Here is a 16517-nt window from a genome sequence, read left to right on the forward strand (position 1 = left end):
CGGCGATATTAATCGACAAGATCAAGGCGATGACGAACCTCATCCATCACCCGGTTAACCGTCAATTCCCTCAGGTCATTCTCTCGCACGATGCTGACGGCGTTGTCCGTTGTCCCGCGCGGCGCACTTTTTTTGGGGTCGGAGTCCCGCGAAAACAGCACAATAGACGGCGCCCCGGCCGCTGCTGCAATGTGCATTGGCCCCGTATCATTGCCAATCGCCAAAACAGAGCGTGCCGCAAGTCCCGCAATATCAAGAAACCCTGTACGTCCCATCAGGTTTCGCGCCTTGGGGCACATACTATCGATTTTGCCAAGAACCTCGGCTTCCTTATCAGTTCCGATCAGCACCGGCGTCAGACGATAGTCGGCAATCTTTTTTGCCAGCAAACCGAACCGCTCGGCAGGCCACCGCTTGTCAGGACGATGCGGGGCACCGCCAGGACAAATAAGAACAAAAGGACTTCGAACCCCAAAACGTTCCAGATCAATATCCGATCCGGCAATAAACGGCGGTGGCACATTTTCGATCCCGGAGCGATGCAGCTGATCCGCCAAACGGTCAATGGTATGCAGACTGTCACGATCCGGGTTGTCATGCGGATGCGAGCAGCCCTTGGCAATTCCGGACCACTCCGGTGCTTTCCCCGGCCAAAACAGCCGATAGTAAAACCCGCTGCGATCCGAAGTTTGCAGATCATAGACCCGATCAAAGTTGCCATTTCGCAGGAAGCGGCGCAGCGCAAGAACCTCACGCACCTGATAAAGCTTTGGCCGCCGGTCTATTGCAATGGCGTCAAAATAACCCGTTGATTTTATCAGGTCGACATAAAGCCGTGTTGTCAGAACCGTGATATGAGCACGCGGATGCGCGGATCGAATCGCGGCAAATGCCCCCATGGCAAGAATAATGTCCCCCAAGGCAGACAGCTTGATGACAAGAATGCGTTCCTGCCTGGCATCCGGCATCACACCCGCGACAATTTCAGCATCTTGCGACATGTCCGAAGTCATCGTTTCTGTCATGCAGCGTTCCTGATCGCGCCTTTCAGCGCCTTTTCATAAACCGCCAGAGTTTTTTCCGCCATTTGGGTCAGGGAATAGTTTTCGATAACGTGCTTTCGCCCCTTTTGCGCCAAAGCGGCACGCTTTTCCGGGGTCAACCGCAACACTTGTGTCAATGCCACAGACAATTGCTCAACTTCATTCGGCGTAACAAGCCATCCGGTTTCACCGGGCAAGACCGTCTCCATGGCACCGCCATGGGCCGTCGAAACAACCGGGCGCCCCATTGCCTGCGCTTCGGATGGAATTCGGCCGAAGGCTTCGGGCTCGATTGACGGACACGCAACCACATCCGCCAGCATGTAGGCCGCTGGCATATCGGCACAATGATCAACGATATGCACAATATCTTCGAGGCCAAGCTTCCTGGTCAAAGCCAGCACTTCATCGCGATAAGCCGTGCGTCCCTGATCGGAACCGACCATCAGACAACGCACGTTCCGATGGCCAAGTGCTTCAAACACTGCCGGTAAAGCCTTGATCAGGAAACAATGCCCTTTCCAGCGCGTGATCCGTCCCGGAAACATGATGACATATTCTTCACCGGTCAAACGCCACTGGTTTGACAATGCAATCAGGCGTTCCTGACTGACATTTTCCGGATTGAACAAATCGGTATTGGTACCGCGCGGCACGATATTCAGGCGCGCAGGATCCATTTTATAAAATTTGCGAATATGGTCCGCGATATGATTGGAAATGGCGATGACCTGATCACCCATTGTCATGATCGCGTTATAACGCTTTTTGAACAGGTTGTTATGACCGGAATAAGTGCCATGGAATGTCGTAACAAACGGAATCCCCGCCTTGCGCGCAGCAAAATAGGCACTCCAGGCCGGCGCGCGCGAACGCGCATGAATAATATCAACGCCCTCTGCACGGATAAGATCAACCAGCGCATCAACATTGCGGCGCATGGTAAACAGATTTTTTGACTTCAGTGGCAGGGTAATATGACGGGCACCAAACCGGTCCAGCTCCCGCTCAAGCCGACCGCCCTGAGAAGCGACCAGCGCAACACCACCACCATCAACAATGGCACGCGCAATATCAACCGTACCGCGCTCCACACCACCGGTATCAAGTTCCGGCAGAACTTGCAGAATTACGGCCGGACGATAAGCCGAACCTTGCACCTGCTGTTCCGGACGATAAACTGACTGGGTCTTGATCTCTGACGCGCTCATGCAATTCCAACCACTAACACCCAAGGATACCCTTCCCGGATGACAAATGACATGCCGACGCCTCAGTATCTCGAGCGGCCTGACGGATTAAAAATCGCATACCATGCGACTCCCGGCAAGCTGACAGAAGTACAAGGCCGACAAAAGCCTGGTGTTCTGTTTCTGGGGGGCTTCATGTCCGATATGACCGGCACCAAGGCCACCCATCTCGAGGCCCATTGCGTACAGCAGGGGCTGGCTTATACCCGCTTTGACTATTCGGGTCACGGACAATCGGCAGGCGCATTCAAAGACGGGACGATTGGACAGTGGGCCCGCGATGCCATTGCCATTATTGACGAAATCACCTCAGGTCCGCTTATTCTGGTCGGATCATCAATGGGGGGCTGGATCATGCTGTTGGCGGCACTGGCCCGGAAAGAACGCATCGCCGGACTTGTTGGCATTGCGGCGGCCCCCGACTTCACCGAAGACCTTATGTGGGCGCAATTCAGTGATGCCCAGAAATCTGAAATCACCAAGAACGGAGCCCTGATCGAGCCGACCGAGTATGGCGACGATCCCTATACGATTACGCAGGCTCTGATAGAGGATGGCAGAAATCAGCTACTTTTGCGAAATCCGATCAAACTTGAATGCCCGGTTCGCCTTATCCAAGGCATGCAGGATCCGGATGTCCCGTGGCAGACCGCCATTCGTCTGACGGAAGCACTGGTTTCCAAGGATGTCCGCATAGATCTGATCAAAACCGGTGATCATCGCCTGTCCGAACCGGATCAGCTTGATGTCATCACCAAACATCTTGATGAGCTTATCGAAAAGGTGACGGTCGCCTAAGACCGTCACCATGACGCAGAATTTCAGGCCAGAACGACTTTCTCGTTCTCAATCTTTACGGCAACGGGTTCCAGCATATCGCCGTCACAAGGACCCGATACGCATAGGCCATCTTCGATCCTGAAACGTGCGCCATGCGTCGAGCAGATGATTTCGTTGTGAATATCACTGATGAATTCATCGGACTCAAGTTCAAGCGGCACACCAATATGGGGGCAACTGTTGACGTAACCGAAAACCCCTGCGTCGTCCCGCACGATGAAAATCCCGGCCCGGCCAGAATTTCCGTCAAGCGATATGCCTTTGGCCCCGGTCGCATCCAGATCAGAAAGCGCACATAACACTGTTCCGGAGGGCGGCAGATCAACTGTCATGCCGAAACACCACCCATCTCGCAAATCGCTGTCCAGGATGCATCATCTATCGGCATGACCGACAAACGGGATTGTCTGAGCAACGGCAATTCGGCAAATCGCGGATCAGCTTTGATATCGGCCAGTGTCACCGGATTTGGCACCGGTTTGACGGTTTTGAAATCAACCTGAACAAATTTGCCGGTGGCGTCAGTTGGATCGGGATAGGCTTCGCGGACCACCTCGACAATGCCGACAATCCGTTTTTCATTCACCGAATGATAAAAGAAAGCCAGATCACCGATCTGCATGATCTTGAGGTTTTTTGCCGCCTGATGGTTGCGAACCCCATCCCATCCCTCGACACCTTTCCTGACCTGATCGTCCCACGACCAGCTTCCCGGCTCGGTTTTGATCAGCCAGTATGCCATGGATCAGAATACCTTTTTGAAGGGACGGATAATCACGGATTCAAACAGACCTGCCTTGCCGTATGGATCGTTGGCGGCAAATTCTTCGGCTTCGGCCTGGGTGTCAAATTCGATAATGAAGACCGAGCCATTCATGCCCTCAAGATCGGGATCAAGTGTGGGGCCTGCTGCAACGATCCTGTCGGCAAAACCGTCCTTGATATAGGCAAGATGCGCATTACGATTGGCTTTGCGCACAGCAAGATGCCCCGGTTTGTCGACACAGCGAATGTAAAAATGCATGGCAGCGTTTCCTGTCAAAATTGGTTTTGATACCGGTAAATTGACAGAACCTGCTCAAAGGCTCAAGCCGAACAAAAGCTGATAGCGTGGATGTGACCAGATTATTTTCCGGTTTCAAGCTCATCGCGAAACGGGCGCTGCAACAATGCATTGATCGTGCTGCGCAGGTCCGCATCATGGTTGGCGACCTGATCCACAGCACTGCAGATTGGCATTTCAATACCGTATTTCGACGCAACAGCTGTAATTGACGCGGCTGTATGAACACCTTCGGTCACCGAACGTCGTGCGGCCAAAATGGCATCAGCCTTCTGCCCCTGCCCAAGGGCAAACCCGAAGGTGTAATTGCGCGACAACGTGCCGGTACATGTCAGCGTCAGATCGCCAAGTCCCGCCAGCCCCATCATGGTTTCAATCCGCCCCCCCATCGCCACCGCCAATCGCGACATTTCGGCAAGTCCACGGGTAATCAGGGCTGCGCGCGCATTATCGCCAAGCTCAAGCCCCGCGACAACGCCGCTTGCGATTGCCAGAACGTTTTTGATAGCCCCCGCAACTTCAACACCCACGACATCGGTACTGAAATAGGGCCGAAATGCCGACGTCCCGATCAGTTCCACCAGATCCTTGCCCAAATTCCTGTCTGAACAGGCAAGTGTAATCGCCGCGGGCAGCCCTTTGGCAACTTCCTGGGCAAATGTCGGGCCAGACAGAACCGCAACCGGAACATCACCAAGCGTTTCGTTCACGACCTGCGCCATAAGCGCACCGGTCCCTTTTTCGATCCCTTTGGCGCAAATAACGGCAGGAAGCGTTTCGGGCCAATGCGGGGCAAGCTTGATCAAAGTGCTTCGAAGATGCTGTGCCGGTGTAACCAGAAGAACCGCGTCTGACTCTCTCAATCCATCAATCGCAATTGTCGCTCTTAATGCTTTCGGAAGCTTCACCCCAGGTAGATAAAGGTCATTTTCACCAGAATTGTCGATGCGTTCCGCCAGCGCACTATCACGCAGTACAAGCTCAACATCAGCACCAGCCCGTACAGCCTGAATAGCCAGCGCAGTACCCCATGCGCCGCCGCCGACTACCGTTATGCGCTTATCCGACATAGTTCTTCTCGACCCCGATGATAAATATTCGAACAGTTTGGCGTTTGGAGAAACTCAGGCCTTCACTCCCGCACCCGGACGCTTTGGTGCCTCTGGGTCAAGCGGCCAGCGCGGTCGCGGCTTGAAATCCAGTTCGTCATGCTGACCGAGGCGAAAACGTTCCAACCCTGCCCAGGCAATCATGGCGGCATTATCAGTACAAAGCTCCAACGGTGGCGCAACAAGCGTCATGCCAGCCTGATCGGTCAGTTCCGTCAAACGGGTCCGCAAATATTTGTTTGCCGCAACCCCACCGGCAAGCACCAAAGTCTTGCCCGTCGGATAATCGCGCATGAATTCGAAAATTGCATTTCGTGTGCGATCAATGAGCGTATCACCCACTGCCCGCTGGAACGAAGCCGCCAGATCAGCTTTGACTTCGGCAGTTTGCTGTTCGACAGGAAACCCGTCGAGATAGATGCGGACCGCAGTCTTCAAACCCGAAAACGAAAAATCACACCCGGGACGCCCGCGTAACGGTCGGGGCAGACCAAACCTGTCCGGGTTCCCGGCCTCCGCCGTTTTTTCAAGCGCAGGCCCCCCCGGGTAACCAAGCCCCATCATTTTCGCGGTTTTGTCGAATGCTTCACCCACCGCGTCATCGATGGTCGTCCCGATCCGCTTGTATTGGCCAACACCTTCAACGATCAGGACCTGGCAATGACCGCCGGAAACCAGCAACAGCAGGTAAGGAAATGCAACATCATCCGTAAGGCGCACCGTAAGCGCATGACCTTCAAGGTGATTGACCGCCAGAAACGGCTTCTGAGCTGCAAAGGCAATCGCCTTCGCGGTCATGGCCCCCACCATAACGCCACCAATCAGACCGGGGCCACCTGTGCAGGCCACGGCATCAAGATCGGCAAAATCAACACCCGCATCATCCATCGCTTCGGCGACAAGACGGTCAAGATGTTCAAGATGCGCGCGTGCCGCAATTTCCGGAACAACACCACCATAAGGACGATGATCGTCAAGCTGCGAAAGCACCCTGTTGGACATAACCTCGCGCTTGTCATTCACGACAGCTGCCGCCGTTTCATCACAACTGGTTTCGATACCCAATACGATCATTTCTTGCAAATCCGGCAATAAGTCGCGTCAGATTGACGCATCCTGTGTGGGAAAATTCTGGCAGTGATGTAGCCTAAACAGCACCCGTTTTCCACCCCAAGGCAATGCATTTGCCCTATGCAGGAAAAGCGTCAGAGAAAAAACACTACCACATAAGTCAATGAAACAGGGACATTCATCATTATAATCCGATCCGGTTTGGGTAAGGTGGCATACGCTACCGCCCTTGTTTTCAATCGGTTTTATGACTACAACTCGGGCTCATGACAAACACATCTGATACCGTAAAACTCCGCATCGGCACACGTGGCTCTCCCCTGGCGATGGCTCAGGCGCATGAAGTCCGCGACAAGCTTGCGAAAGCGCATCCCGAACTCGCCGCCGAAGGCGCGATTGCCATTACCGTTATTACAACGACGGGCGACAAGATTCTTGATCGCGCATTGTCGGAAATCGGTGGCAAGGGGTTATTCACCAAGGAAATTGATGATGCCCTGATGGGTGGCGAGATTGATCTTGCTGTTCACAGTATGAAAGATGTGCCGACGGTGCTGCCAGATGGCATGATTTTGCCAACGATCTTGCCGCGCGAAGACGTGCGCGATGCGTTTATTTCTCTGAAATACAAAAGCTTTGCCGAAATGCCTGCGGGATCGGTGATCGGCTCGGCATCGTTACGCCGCCAAGCAATGATCCTTAATAAATATCCCGATCTCAAGGTTGTGACATTCCGTGGCAATGTCCAAACCCGCCTTCGCAAGCTTGAAGAGGGTCAGGTGGATGCCACGCTTCTGGCAATGGCAGGTTTGAACCGGCTAAACCGTCCAGAAGTTGCAACTGCTGCAATTTCCGAGGACGACATGCTCCCCGCTGTTGCCCAAGGGGCAATCGGTATTACTATTCGCGAAACTGACAACCAGACGCACAACTGGCTTTCTGCTTTGAACTGCCCGGCATCGGCCATCCGCGTCGCGGCTGAACGCGCGGCGTTACGTGCGCTCGACGGTTCATGTCGCACCCCTATTGCTGCTCTTGCCGAATATCTCCCGGATGGCAGAATGCGTTTACGGGTCAGCATTGTGCGCCCGGATGGCAGCGAACGACTGGATACTGAACGAATGATTTATGATCCGGACCTGGCAAATGCCGCAGCCGCCGGAACCGATGCCGGTAACGAGCTCAAAGAGCGTGGCGGGTCAGACTTTATCTCGGCCTAGTCGGGTTAATGGCGCGATCTGGAATATCAGCGGGGAGAATATGGGACCATTGATCCTCAATACCCGACCGGAAGCCGATTCGCAGGAACTCGAAACCACGCTTCTGCAACGTGGTTATCGCCTGCTTTCGGCGCCGATGTTGCGGATCGAGTTTCCCCAAAACCCGGATCAGCTTGATCTTGCTGATGTGCAGGCATTGATATTTACCTCTGCCAATGGTGTGCGTGCCTTTACCCGGCAATGTGATGACCGGCGTTATCCGGCTTTGTGCGTAGGTGATGCCACTGCGCGCACCGCACAACAGGCCGGTTTCACCGATATACGAAGTGCTAACGGTGACATTCACGATTTGGCACGCCTGATCAAAGATCAGATTGATCCGACAAACGGGGCGTTATTCCATCCTGCGGCCCGCAAGGTCGCCGGAGATCTGGGATCACTTTTGCGAGACGGAAACTTCGATATCCGAAGGCAAACCATGTATGATGCCGTTCCGTCCGATTGTCTTCCAAATGAGGTCGTCAGCGCGATTTCTGCCCATCATATTGATGCAGTTTTATTTTTCTCTCCCCGTACGGCGGAAAGCTTTGTTAAGCTGATTGAAAGACACAAGCTGCAAAAAGATCTGGTCGGTACACGTGCAATTTGTCTGAGTTCGGCAGTGCAAGATCGCCTAAGCGTCCTTACATGGCTAAAGACAGAAGTGGCAAAACACCCGACACAGGAATACCTTCTTTCGGCACTAGAGAACGCATTCGCCTGACTTTTCCGCGCCAAGTGGTGTCTCGGAACAACCGCAAACTGCAATGGTCCGACCGTGAAAAAACCAGAAACGCCAAAAACCCACGCTTCCACAGACCCAGCCGAGACAAAATCCGGCTCGTCCGAAACCATTTCCATTGATAGCAAGGGCAATGCAAATGTTGCCAAAGAACCTGCTGATCAAAAGCCGGGAACGACGTCGGGTGGGTCAGAAGGTGCGAAACCTTCATCCACGTCAAACGCTACCTCAAAGTCAGACAGCCAGAAGTCCGGCTCCAAAACGGCAGATGCAAAACCTGAAATCAAACCGGGTATGAGCCAAAAGACTGCTTCCGACAAGCAAGCCACAGACAAGACAGACAAAACCGTGCAAAAAAAGCGTGGTGGTCGCGCAATCCTGTTGTTTGTGATCATTATTGCCGGTGCTTTGGTCACCGGATGGCTGACACGTACCCTTTGGTGGCGTGACGCGGAACCCGTCCTGAGCCAGTATGTGCCTGCTGAAATCCTGGCGGAGATCACACCGGCAGAAGTGGCGGATAACCAATCGTCAGGAACTGGTAGCGAGCCGACAACCGATAGTGCCACACCATCCACATCTGCCAATGATGCACCCGGAACTTCATCAAGCATAACGCCTGGTGCGCCGGAACGTGACGATGCAATGATCGGCAATGAAGACAACCTGTCTGAGCCGACAGACAATGCTTTTGCCCGCAATGAAAAAGCACCATCAGAAGGTGATGAAACAGTCGTCGTCGATACGGCATTGACCGAACGCCTGTCACGTCTCGAAGGTACGATCAACGCCTTGCGTGAACGCCTTGACAGTGAACGCGGCGATTCGCTGAACTCCACAGTTGCACGCCGGATGGCAGAAATTGAAACCCGCACCGCACCGATTGAAGAACTGGCACGGGTCGAAGCCGAACTTTCTGGTGTTGCAGCAGAAATGCGCGATCTGTCAGCACGTCTGTCAACCATGGAAGAAGAAGTGCGGGCAACTGCCGGTCTTCGGGTTGAAAGCCGTGGCCAGGCCATTGCCATGGCCGTTACGATCCTGCGCGATGCCGTGCAGCGCGGCGGATCGTTTATGATCGCGCTTAATCAGCTGGAACGCAGCGGCTCGGACGATCCCGTCATTGCAGAACAGATATCAGCCCTGAAACCGCTTGCGGATCGTGGCGCGCCCACCATCGAAAAGCTGCGCCAGTCATTTCCGGCAATGGCACAGAAAGCCGTACAGGCATCAAGTGACGACCATTCCGGTAGTGTTCTTGACGCGACCTGGGCCAATATCAAAAAACTGATCCCGGTTCGGCGTATTGATGTTGTCGGCGAAGAATCGCTCGATGGACGTTTGGTGACCGCAGAAACAGCGCTTGAAAGTGATGATCTTGATGGTGCCATTGCCGCCCTTGATGGTATCGAAGGTGACAATGCCAGGGCCGCCGTCAACGAGTGGCTTGAAGACGCCAAAAGCCGTCAGGTGTTGAACGGTGCCATCGCAACGCTCAGTGCACATGCGATCAATCTTCTGACCGGTGATGGGTCTGCAAATACGGGGGACAGCCAATGATCCGTCTTGGCCTGTTCATTCTGATAACTGCAATTCTGGTCACCTGCACGGTCTGGTTTGCCAATAATCCCGGTACAATGACCATCGTCTGGCTCGGCTACAGGTTTGATGGCTCTATTGGCATGGTCGCCCTTGGCCTTCTTGTTCTGACCGGGGTTCTGGTCATCCTTTGGCGCTGTTGGTCCGCCATTGCCAATTCTCCCAATTGGCTTGGCCGTATTCTGGGCAGTCGCCGTCGCAAAAAAGGTCAGCAGGCCCTTACCATGGGATTGCTGGAACTTGCATCTGGTGATGTTCGACAAGCATTGAAGCATACCCGTGCGGTCGACCGGTATCTTGAAGACGATACCCTGACCCGCCTGTTAACAGCCCAAGCCGCCGAACTTGACGGAAACAACGAGGCTGCCAAACGTCAATTTGAAGCAATGCTTGAAAAGCCTGATTCAGCATTTTTCGGGTTGCGCGGTTTACTGCAGTTATCGCTGAAGTCCGATAACCGGTCGGAGGCACTCGATTATGCGGAACGGGCCCACCGCCTGCGTCCGCGCAATCCGTCCGTGCTTGTAACGTTATTTGATTTGTTACTGGGTGCAAAACGCTGGGACCGGGCCCTGACCCTGCTGGTGGATGCCCAAAAGGCAGATATCTTTAACGAAGATGAACTGACACGTCGCCGTGCACTTCTGATTACAGCCAAAGCCGAAGACGCAATAACGGATGGTGAAAATGCCGAAGCCATCAAACTTTTGCGCAAAGCTTTGAACGCGCGCCCGGACTTTACCGGCGCGGCCGTTCTTCTGGCTAGGCTTTATGCCGACATTGATCAGCCTGCGAAAGCGCGCGACGTTGCCCAGCAAAGCTGGCAGACATCACCATCCGCGGCCTTGGGTCAAATCTATCTGGACAGTCTTTCCGAAGACGCCTTGGCAAAAGTCAAAGCTGTCGAAAAGCTGATTGCCGCCAATCCGGAACATGTAGAAAGCCAGCTTTTGCTTGCCGAAGCCGCACTTTCTGCCGATTTGTGGGGCATGGCACGCAGCAACCTGGAAAAGGCCATCGCCCAAAAGGCGCAGTCACGTCACTACCGTCTTCTGGCTGATCTGGAATTCCGTGAAAAGAAAGATGCCGCAAAAGCACGTGAGCTGCTGGTAAAGGCAAGTCACGCCAATCCCGACCCCGGCTGGCGGTGCGGCGCATGTGGTACGGAAACAGATAAATGGGCGGTAACCTGCCCGTCCTGTCATTCCTTTGGCAGCATTGACTGGCGCGCACCGATGCGCGTTCATAATGATCAGCCCGCATCCGATCCGGCAACGCCAAAACAGCCCGCCGCCATAAAGCGGGATGGGGCAATGATCGAAAACTCCGATCCGATTGATAAAACTGTGAACAGCAGCGCAAAAGGGGAACATCCAGCAACGGCTGTTTGACCCTGATATCCATCCACTGAACACAAAAAACAGGCCGCGGACATAAAATGTCTGCGGCCTGTTTGCTTAAGGTTCAAACCAAAGATTAATGACGGAAGTGACGCATACCGGTAAACACCATGGCAATACCATGTTCATCGGCAGCCGCAATGACTTCTTCGTCACGCATTGAACCGCCCGGCTGAATAACCGCTGTGGCACCGGCATTGACTGCGGCCAGCAATCCGTCTGCAAACGGGAAGAAGGCATCAGACGACACGACCGATCCCTTGGTGCGCAATTCGCCTTCACCCGCATTTTTACCGGCTTCTTCGGCTTTCCATGCGGCAATCCGTGAACTGTCAACACGGCTCATCTGGCCGGCACCCACACCAACCGTTTTACCGTCTTTGACATAAACAATCGCGTTTGATTTGACATGTTTGCCAACACGGAAGGCAAACAGCAGATCATCAAGTTCGGCTTCGGTCGGCTTGCGCTTGGTGACGACTTTAAGCGCGTCACGCTTGACGCGACCGGCATCGCGGTTCTGAAGAAGATATCCACCAGCCAACGACCGAAGCGTCATGTCTTCACCTTCCGGATCCGCCATGCCACCGGTCACCAGAAGACGCAGGTTCTTCTTCGCTGCCAGAACTTCCTTCGCCGCGTCATCGGCATCCGGGCAGATCACGACTTCGGCAAACAGCTTGGCAATTTCTTCGGCAGTGGCCTTATCAAGGGTACGGTTAACCGCGATGATGCCACCAAAGGCCGAAACCGGGTCACAAGAAAGTGCCTTGTGATAGGCTTCAATCAGAGTTGCCCCCTCGGCAACGCCACACGGATTGGCGTGCTTGATGATGGCAACAGCCGGTTTTTCATCAAACTCGGACACCAGTTCGAACGCTGCATCCGTATCATTCAGGTTATTGAATGACAGTTCCTTACCCTGAAGCTGGGTTGCGGTGGCAACGCCCGGACGGTTCTTGCCATTGGTATAGAACGCTGCCTGCTGATGGGGGTTTTCACCGTAACGCAGGGTCTGTTTCAGTTCGGCAGAAACATTCAGGCGCTGCGGGAAGGTTTCACCAAGCTCACCGGCAAACCAGCTTGAAATAGCCGAGTCATAAGCGCCCGTACGGGCAAATGCCTTGGCGGCCAGAACGCGTCGGGTCTCAGCCGTCGTGGCACCTGCATTGTCTTTCATTTCGGCAACAACGCGGTCGTAATCAGACGGATCGACAACAACCGTAACCGATTCGTGGTTCTTTGCCGCCGAACGGATCATGCTCGGTCCGCCGATATCGATATTTTCGATGCAGGTATCGAAATCGGCACCCTTGGCAACGGTTTCTTCGAACGGATAAAGGTTCACACACACCAGATCGATCGGCGAAATATCGTTATCTTCCATCGCCTTCATGTGGCTGGAAAGAGAACGGCGGCCCAAAAGGCCGCCGTGAATCTTCGGATGAAGAGTCTTGACGCGACCGTCCATGATTTCGGGAAAACCAGTATGATCGGCAACTTCCTTCACAGGGATACCGGCCGCTTCGATGGCCTTGGCAGAACCACCGGTAGACAGGATTTCAACACCCTGTTCATGAAGGGATTTGGCAAATTCGACCAGACCGGTCTTGTCGGAAACAGAGATCAGCGCGCGCGCAATACGAGCAGTCATCGGGTTCGCTTTCAAAAGATCGTCAGTGATGAAGGCACCGGACCCATTGATGATATATCGGCCCACAAAAGAAACCGTTCCGTATGGCTGCGCGTGGGCAAGACTGGCCTTCTGATGAATGAAAACCGATGGTTTTCATTCTGGCCGACACATGATCAATGAGTCCGAACCATGTTTCGCGCGGAGCTTTATCACGCAGACGATAAAATGTGGACCCCGAAATGTTGCATGGCCGCAGACCAGACTGCGCAGACGTGCCGTCTTTAAACAGATATCAGGTTATTGACCACTAACCGCCTGATCGAGTTTTCCCGGATCGCTATCTGCAAAGAAGGATTTAACCCCAATCTCGGGCGGCTGAAATTCGGGGACAAGACGCCCCATCAGTTCCAGCGTCTTGTGCGTATCACGCCTTGCTGCACTTTCACCAAGCTCGTCAAACACCTGCTTGATCAACGCATAATCAACAACACGCGGGGCCGCCAACATAACGCCGTCGGTTTCAGTCGGTTCTGGTGGCTCACCATCGTGGAACAATTCTTCGTAAAGCTTCTCGCCGGGACGTAATCCCGTTACCTTGATATCGATATCCTTGCCCGGACGCAGGCCCGACAGCAGGATCATCTGACGCGCCAGATCGATGATCTTGACCGGTCGCCCCATATCAAGAACGAATATCTTGCCGCCATCGGTGACACCATGCTTGCCAAGTTCGGCAGCCTGCAAAACAAGTTCCACCGCTTCGGCAATCGTCATGAAGTACCGCGTGATGCCTTCGTGCGTCACCGTCAACGGACCACCGGCCTCCAGCTGGCGGCGGAACAGGGGTACGACGGATCCGGTTGAGCCCAGCACATTGCCAAACCGAACCGTCACAAAACGTGTCGGGCCGCGCTGATCCGCTGGCAGCGTCTCAAGCGCCTGACAATAGCATTCCGCCAAACGTTTTGACGCCCCCATGACATTCGCCGGATTTACGGCCTTGTCCGTTGAAATCAGAACCATGGTGCCAACCCCGGCCGCACGGCATGCCTCGGCAACGTTGCGGGTGCCCAACGTATTGGTCAGAATACCTTCATTGGGATTATGTTCAACCAGCGGCACATGTTTGTAGGCTGCGGCATGAAAAACAATCTCCGGCTTTTGCTTTGCAAAAACCTGATCGATCCGGGTTCGATCACGAACATCGCCTAAAATACTTTCACGCGGAAGATCGGGATATTTTTCCGCCATCTCCATATCAATGGCATAAAGATTGTATTCCCCCGCATCCAGCAAGGTCAGACTTTCCGGACCATAGGCAGCAATCTGCCGCACCAGTTCCGAGCCGATTGATCCACCGGCACCGGTCACAAGCACCCGATGCCCGGCAATCATTTGACGAACCTTGTCTCGATCAAGGCGCGCCTGCGGACGGCCCAGCAAATCCTCGATCGCTACGGGGCGGATTTGCAGTGGGTCGGCAAGACCTTCCCGCAGATCATTCAACTTTGGCAGGCGCGCAAGGGTGATGCCCCTTTGCTCAGCAATCTCGACCCATTTCGTTATATCTTCGTGACGCAGTGCGTCACCGGTCAGAACCAACCGGCGCGGCAGCCCACGCTTGCTATTGGCGAGCTTGCCAAGGATCTCCTCAAGACGGTCTACGGTCGCAAGAACATCAACGCCGTGCATGTTGCGCCCAACGCGGCTATCGGTCAGCGAAACAATCCCGACAACATCAAACGGTGTATTTGCTGAACGACGCGTTTCGCGAATGAAGGCTTCCGCCTCGTCACCTGCACCAATCAACAGAACCGGCAAACGATGCGTCCCCTGCCGCAGCATTTCACGGGCAGAGGTTTTGTCCTTGGTGATCCGATAAATCAGCCGGGATCCCCCCAGCAGCGCCATTAAAAGGAACCACTGAATAATCGGTGTTGATCGCGGCAACCAGTCAAGCCGCGCGGTCAGGAACAACACAAGAAACAATACGCCAATGGCAACTGTTACCGCCTTGGCAATTCGCGTCAGATCGTTCAAAGACGCATAACGCCAAATCCCGCGATAAAGGCCAAAAAACCAGAAAGAGACTGCGGCGATAACGGTAAAGACTGATGCTGAAAACAGAATGTTCTGCGGATTATAAAAAACCACACCATCGCCCACGCGCAGATAAAGTGCTGCGGGCAATGAAACAGCTGCCATTGTCACATCATGGACAAAGGCAATCTGGCTACGTTGGAATAAACGCGACATTCGGTTCCTTACCGGAATACTGGTGTGGTTCATACTAGCCGCAAGCCTTTGGCAGGGACACGGTTTTTCTTTTCGCGTTCGGCCTGTGACAAGTCAAGCTATCCGAACGAGCGGCAATCAGGGCGAATGCGTTTTGACAGTCTTAACCGGCAAAAATTTCATTCCCGCAATCAGCAACACGACAATTATCGCAGCTATTGCCAACCGTTCAGATACGTCCGCATCTGTCGGCAAAAACACCACAAGGATCAGTGCCAGATTGGCAAGCATTATCAGGAATGAAACCCCAGCGTGGCTCATCCCACGCTGGGTCGCCTGTTGATAGAAATGCTCACGATGAGCATGCCAGACCTTTTCCCCCCGAAGCCCGCGCTTCATCAACGTAAAGGTTGCATCGACCAGATAGTATAATGGCAGGATCAAAGCTGGCATCCACGCACCACGTGCCGCCAGTTCAAGCAGCAACCAACCCAGAACAAACCCCAGCGGCACCGATCCGACATCCCCCAGAAACAGCTTCGCCGGATGCCAGTTCCAGATCAGAAATCCGGCCATGATCGCCAGAATACCAAGCCCGATATAACCAAGATCAATGAATTCAGGCAACGGCATCAAAAGCGCCAAAGCAAAAACGCCCGCGCCAATGGATCCCGCTTCGACCCCGGTAATGCCGTCAATCCCATCCATGAAATTGAAAAGATTAAGGAACCAGACCCAGGCAAGAACCACCAGAACACGATCCAGCCACATTGGCACCAGCCCTTGCAGGACAGGACTGTCAATCGCGAACACACCGACGATCACGGCAACGAACTGACAGGCAAAACGAATAGCAGGCGACAGATCATGTCGATCATCAAACCAGCTTAACATGCCAAGCGCCGCAGCCGCGGCGAGCATGACCCATTGAGGCAGATCAGCATTCCCCGACCATAAAAAAACCGCTCCGACCATGAACACCAAAAGCGGCGTCACGGCCAATCCGCCACCGCGCGGGGTTGGCACCGCGTGACTGGAACGATGATTGGGCATATCAAGAATCGCCTTGCGCCGCAGATAAAGCAACACCGCCCAGGTCAGCAACATAGAGCCGATCAGAAAGCAGCCGGAAAAAATCGCAAGTGCGGCAAAAGACATCTGTAACGCCCGTTCCGTTCAAATCATCCGTCTGGATTACCGGGCACTCGTCCCCATCGCAAGGCTTTTAAGTAGCCGACAAACCATATCCAGCAGGCCAGCCATGCCAGAA

General features: G+C 54.0%; 15 protein-coding genes. 5 read left to right on the forward strand and 10 right to left on the reverse strand.

The genetic code is table 11. The annotated features are described in order from the left end of the window. Nucleotides 1-8: 8 nt before the first annotated feature. Nucleotides 9-1025, reverse strand: coding sequence for a glycosyltransferase family 9 protein (locus tag IT971_RS20310; protein WP_007088696.1), 1017 nt, complete (start codon nucleotides 1023-1025; stop codon nucleotides 9-11). Continuing rightward, entirely contained in the window at nucleotides 1022-2254 is a 1233-nt protein-coding gene (locus IT971_RS20315) for a glycosyltransferase family 4 protein (protein WP_063092448.1), read from the reverse strand. Before IT971_RS20315 ends, IT971_RS20310 begins: the two co-directional genes overlap by 4 nt. A 174-nt stretch (nucleotides 2255-2428) precedes the next feature. Between IT971_RS20315 and IT971_RS20320 the strand changes: the two genes are divergently transcribed. Further along, the gene (locus IT971_RS20320) at nucleotides 2429-3091 is read left to right on the forward strand and encodes a carboxylesterase (protein ID WP_063092447.1); all 663 of its coding nucleotides are present in this window, start codon (nucleotides 2429-2431) and stop codon (nucleotides 3089-3091) included. Between the two features lie 23 nt (nucleotides 3092-3114). Here IT971_RS20320 and IT971_RS20325 read toward each other — a convergent pair whose 3' ends face one another. The 5 genes from IT971_RS20325 to tsaD all read right to left on the reverse strand — a co-directional run bounded on the left by IT971_RS20325 (nucleotide 3115) and on the right by tsaD (nucleotide 6379). After that, the gene (locus tag IT971_RS20325) at nucleotides 3115-3465 is read right to left on the reverse strand and encodes a Rieske (2Fe-2S) protein (RefSeq protein ID WP_063092446.1); all 351 of its coding nucleotides are present in this window, start codon (nucleotides 3463-3465) and stop codon (nucleotides 3115-3117) included. Further along, entirely contained in the window at nucleotides 3462-3875 is a 414-nt protein-coding gene (locus IT971_RS20330) for an EVE domain-containing protein (protein ID WP_063092445.1), read from the reverse strand. Before IT971_RS20330 ends, IT971_RS20325 begins: the two co-directional genes overlap by 4 nt. A gap of 3 nt (nucleotides 3876-3878) precedes the next feature. Then, nucleotides 3879-4157, reverse strand: coding sequence for a YciI family protein (locus IT971_RS20335; RefSeq protein ID WP_063092444.1), 279 nt, complete (start codon nucleotides 4155-4157; stop codon nucleotides 3879-3881). A 101-nt stretch (nucleotides 4158-4258) separates the two neighbouring features. Continuing rightward, complete coding sequence (locus tag IT971_RS20340) at nucleotides 4259-5266, reverse strand: NAD(P)H-dependent glycerol-3-phosphate dehydrogenase (RefSeq protein WP_063092443.1); 1008 nt, start codon at nucleotides 5264-5266, stop codon at nucleotides 4259-4261. A gap of 54 nt (nucleotides 5267-5320) precedes the next feature. After that, entirely contained in the window at nucleotides 5321-6379 is a 1059-nt protein-coding gene (tsaD, locus tag IT971_RS20345) for a tRNA (adenosine(37)-N6)-threonylcarbamoyltransferase complex transferase subunit TsaD (RefSeq protein ID WP_007088689.1), read from the reverse strand. Nucleotides 6380-6642: 263 nt separating this feature from the next. Between tsaD and hemC the strand changes: the two genes are divergently transcribed. From hemC to IT971_RS20365, 4 genes are all read left to right on the forward strand, one after another. Next, nucleotides 6643-7596, forward strand: coding sequence for a hydroxymethylbilane synthase (gene hemC, locus IT971_RS20350; protein WP_063092442.1), 954 nt, complete (start codon nucleotides 6643-6645; stop codon nucleotides 7594-7596). Then, nucleotides 7568-8359, forward strand: coding sequence for a uroporphyrinogen-III synthase (locus tag IT971_RS20355; RefSeq protein WP_252724162.1), 792 nt, complete (start codon nucleotides 7568-7570; stop codon nucleotides 8357-8359). The genes hemC and IT971_RS20355 overlap by 29 nt, the downstream gene beginning before the upstream one ends. Before the next feature lie 366 nt (nucleotides 8360-8725). Further along, nucleotides 8726-9937 (forward strand): COG4223 family protein, encoded by a 1212-nt coding sequence (locus IT971_RS20360; protein ID WP_223304900.1) that lies wholly within the window; start codon nucleotides 8726-8728, stop codon nucleotides 9935-9937. Beyond that, nucleotides 9934-11367 carry a heme biosynthesis protein HemY gene (locus tag IT971_RS20365; RefSeq protein ID WP_063092439.1) on the forward strand — a complete coding sequence of 478 codons (1434 nt, stop codon included), beginning with the start codon at nucleotides 9934-9936 and terminating at the stop codon, nucleotides 11365-11367. Before IT971_RS20360 ends, IT971_RS20365 begins: the two co-directional genes overlap by 4 nt. An 85-nt stretch (nucleotides 11368-11452) precedes the next feature. Here the strand turns inward: IT971_RS20365 and purH are convergent, their stop codons facing one another. The 3 genes from purH to IT971_RS20380 form a co-directional block, all read right to left on the reverse strand. Beyond that, nucleotides 11453-13030 (reverse strand): bifunctional phosphoribosylaminoimidazolecarboxamide formyltransferase/IMP cyclohydrolase, encoded by a 1578-nt coding sequence (purH, locus tag IT971_RS20370; RefSeq protein ID WP_063092569.1) that lies wholly within the window; start codon nucleotides 13028-13030, stop codon nucleotides 11453-11455. A 279-nt stretch (nucleotides 13031-13309) separates the two neighbouring features. Beyond that, the gene (locus IT971_RS20375) at nucleotides 13310-15268 is read right to left on the reverse strand and encodes a nucleoside-diphosphate sugar epimerase/dehydratase (RefSeq protein WP_063092438.1); all 1959 of its coding nucleotides are present in this window, start codon (nucleotides 15266-15268) and stop codon (nucleotides 13310-13312) included. A gap of 117 nt (nucleotides 15269-15385) precedes the next feature. Beyond that, entirely contained in the window at nucleotides 15386-16405 is a 1020-nt protein-coding gene (locus tag IT971_RS20380; RefSeq protein ID WP_063092437.1) for a glycosyltransferase family 4 protein, read from the reverse strand. Nucleotides 16406-16517 lie beyond the last annotated feature (112 nt).

Source organism: Thalassospira sp. B30-1 (genome assembly GCF_015767575.1).
GTDB classification, from domain to species: Bacteria; Pseudomonadota; Alphaproteobacteria; order Rhodospirillales; family Thalassospiraceae; genus Thalassospira; species Thalassospira xiamenensis.

What these genes read in the sequence shown, in the direction of transcription:
- IT971_RS20320 (WP_063092447.1), top strand. Translation starts at nt 2,429, where the DNA reads ATGTCCGATATGACCGGCACCAAGGCCACCCATCTCGAGGCCCATTGC.
- purH (WP_063092569.1), bottom strand. Translation starts at nt 13,030, where the DNA reads ATGACTGCTCGTATTGCGCGCGCGCTGATCTCTGTTTCCGACAAGACC.
- IT971_RS20365 (WP_063092439.1), top strand. Translation starts at nt 9,934, where the DNA reads ATGATCCGTCTTGGCCTGTTCATTCTGATAACTGCAATTCTGGTCACC.
- tsaD (WP_007088689.1), bottom strand. Translation starts at nt 6,379, where the DNA reads ATGATCGTATTGGGTATCGAAACCAGTTGTGATGAAACGGCGGCAGCT.
- IT971_RS20325 (WP_063092446.1), bottom strand. Translation starts at nt 3,465, where the DNA reads ATGACAGTTGATCTGCCGCCCTCCGGAACAGTGTTATGTGCGCTTTCT.
- IT971_RS20330 (WP_063092445.1), bottom strand. Translation starts at nt 3,875, where the DNA reads ATGGCATACTGGCTGATCAAAACCGAGCCGGGAAGCTGGTCGTGGGAC.
- IT971_RS20315 (WP_063092448.1), bottom strand. Translation starts at nt 2,254, where the DNA reads ATGAGCGCGTCAGAGATCAAGACCCAGTCAGTTTATCGTCCGGAACAG.
- IT971_RS20335 (WP_063092444.1), bottom strand. Translation starts at nt 4,157, where the DNA reads ATGCATTTTTACATTCGCTGTGTCGACAAACCGGGGCATCTTGCTGTG.
- IT971_RS20340 (WP_063092443.1), bottom strand. Translation starts at nt 5,266, where the DNA reads ATGTCGGATAAGCGCATAACGGTAGTCGGCGGCGGCGCATGGGGTACT.
- IT971_RS20380 (WP_063092437.1), bottom strand. Translation starts at nt 16,405, where the DNA reads ATGTCTTTTGCCGCACTTGCGATTTTTTCCGGCTGCTTTCTGATCGGC.
- hemC (WP_063092442.1), top strand. Translation starts at nt 6,643, where the DNA reads ATGACAAACACATCTGATACCGTAAAACTCCGCATCGGCACACGTGGC.
- IT971_RS20310 (WP_007088696.1), bottom strand. Translation starts at nt 1,025, where the DNA reads ATGACAGAAACGATGACTTCGGACATGTCGCAAGATGCTGAAATTGTC.
- IT971_RS20375 (WP_063092438.1), bottom strand. Translation starts at nt 15,268, where the DNA reads ATGTCGCGTTTATTCCAACGTAGCCAGATTGCCTTTGTCCATGATGTG.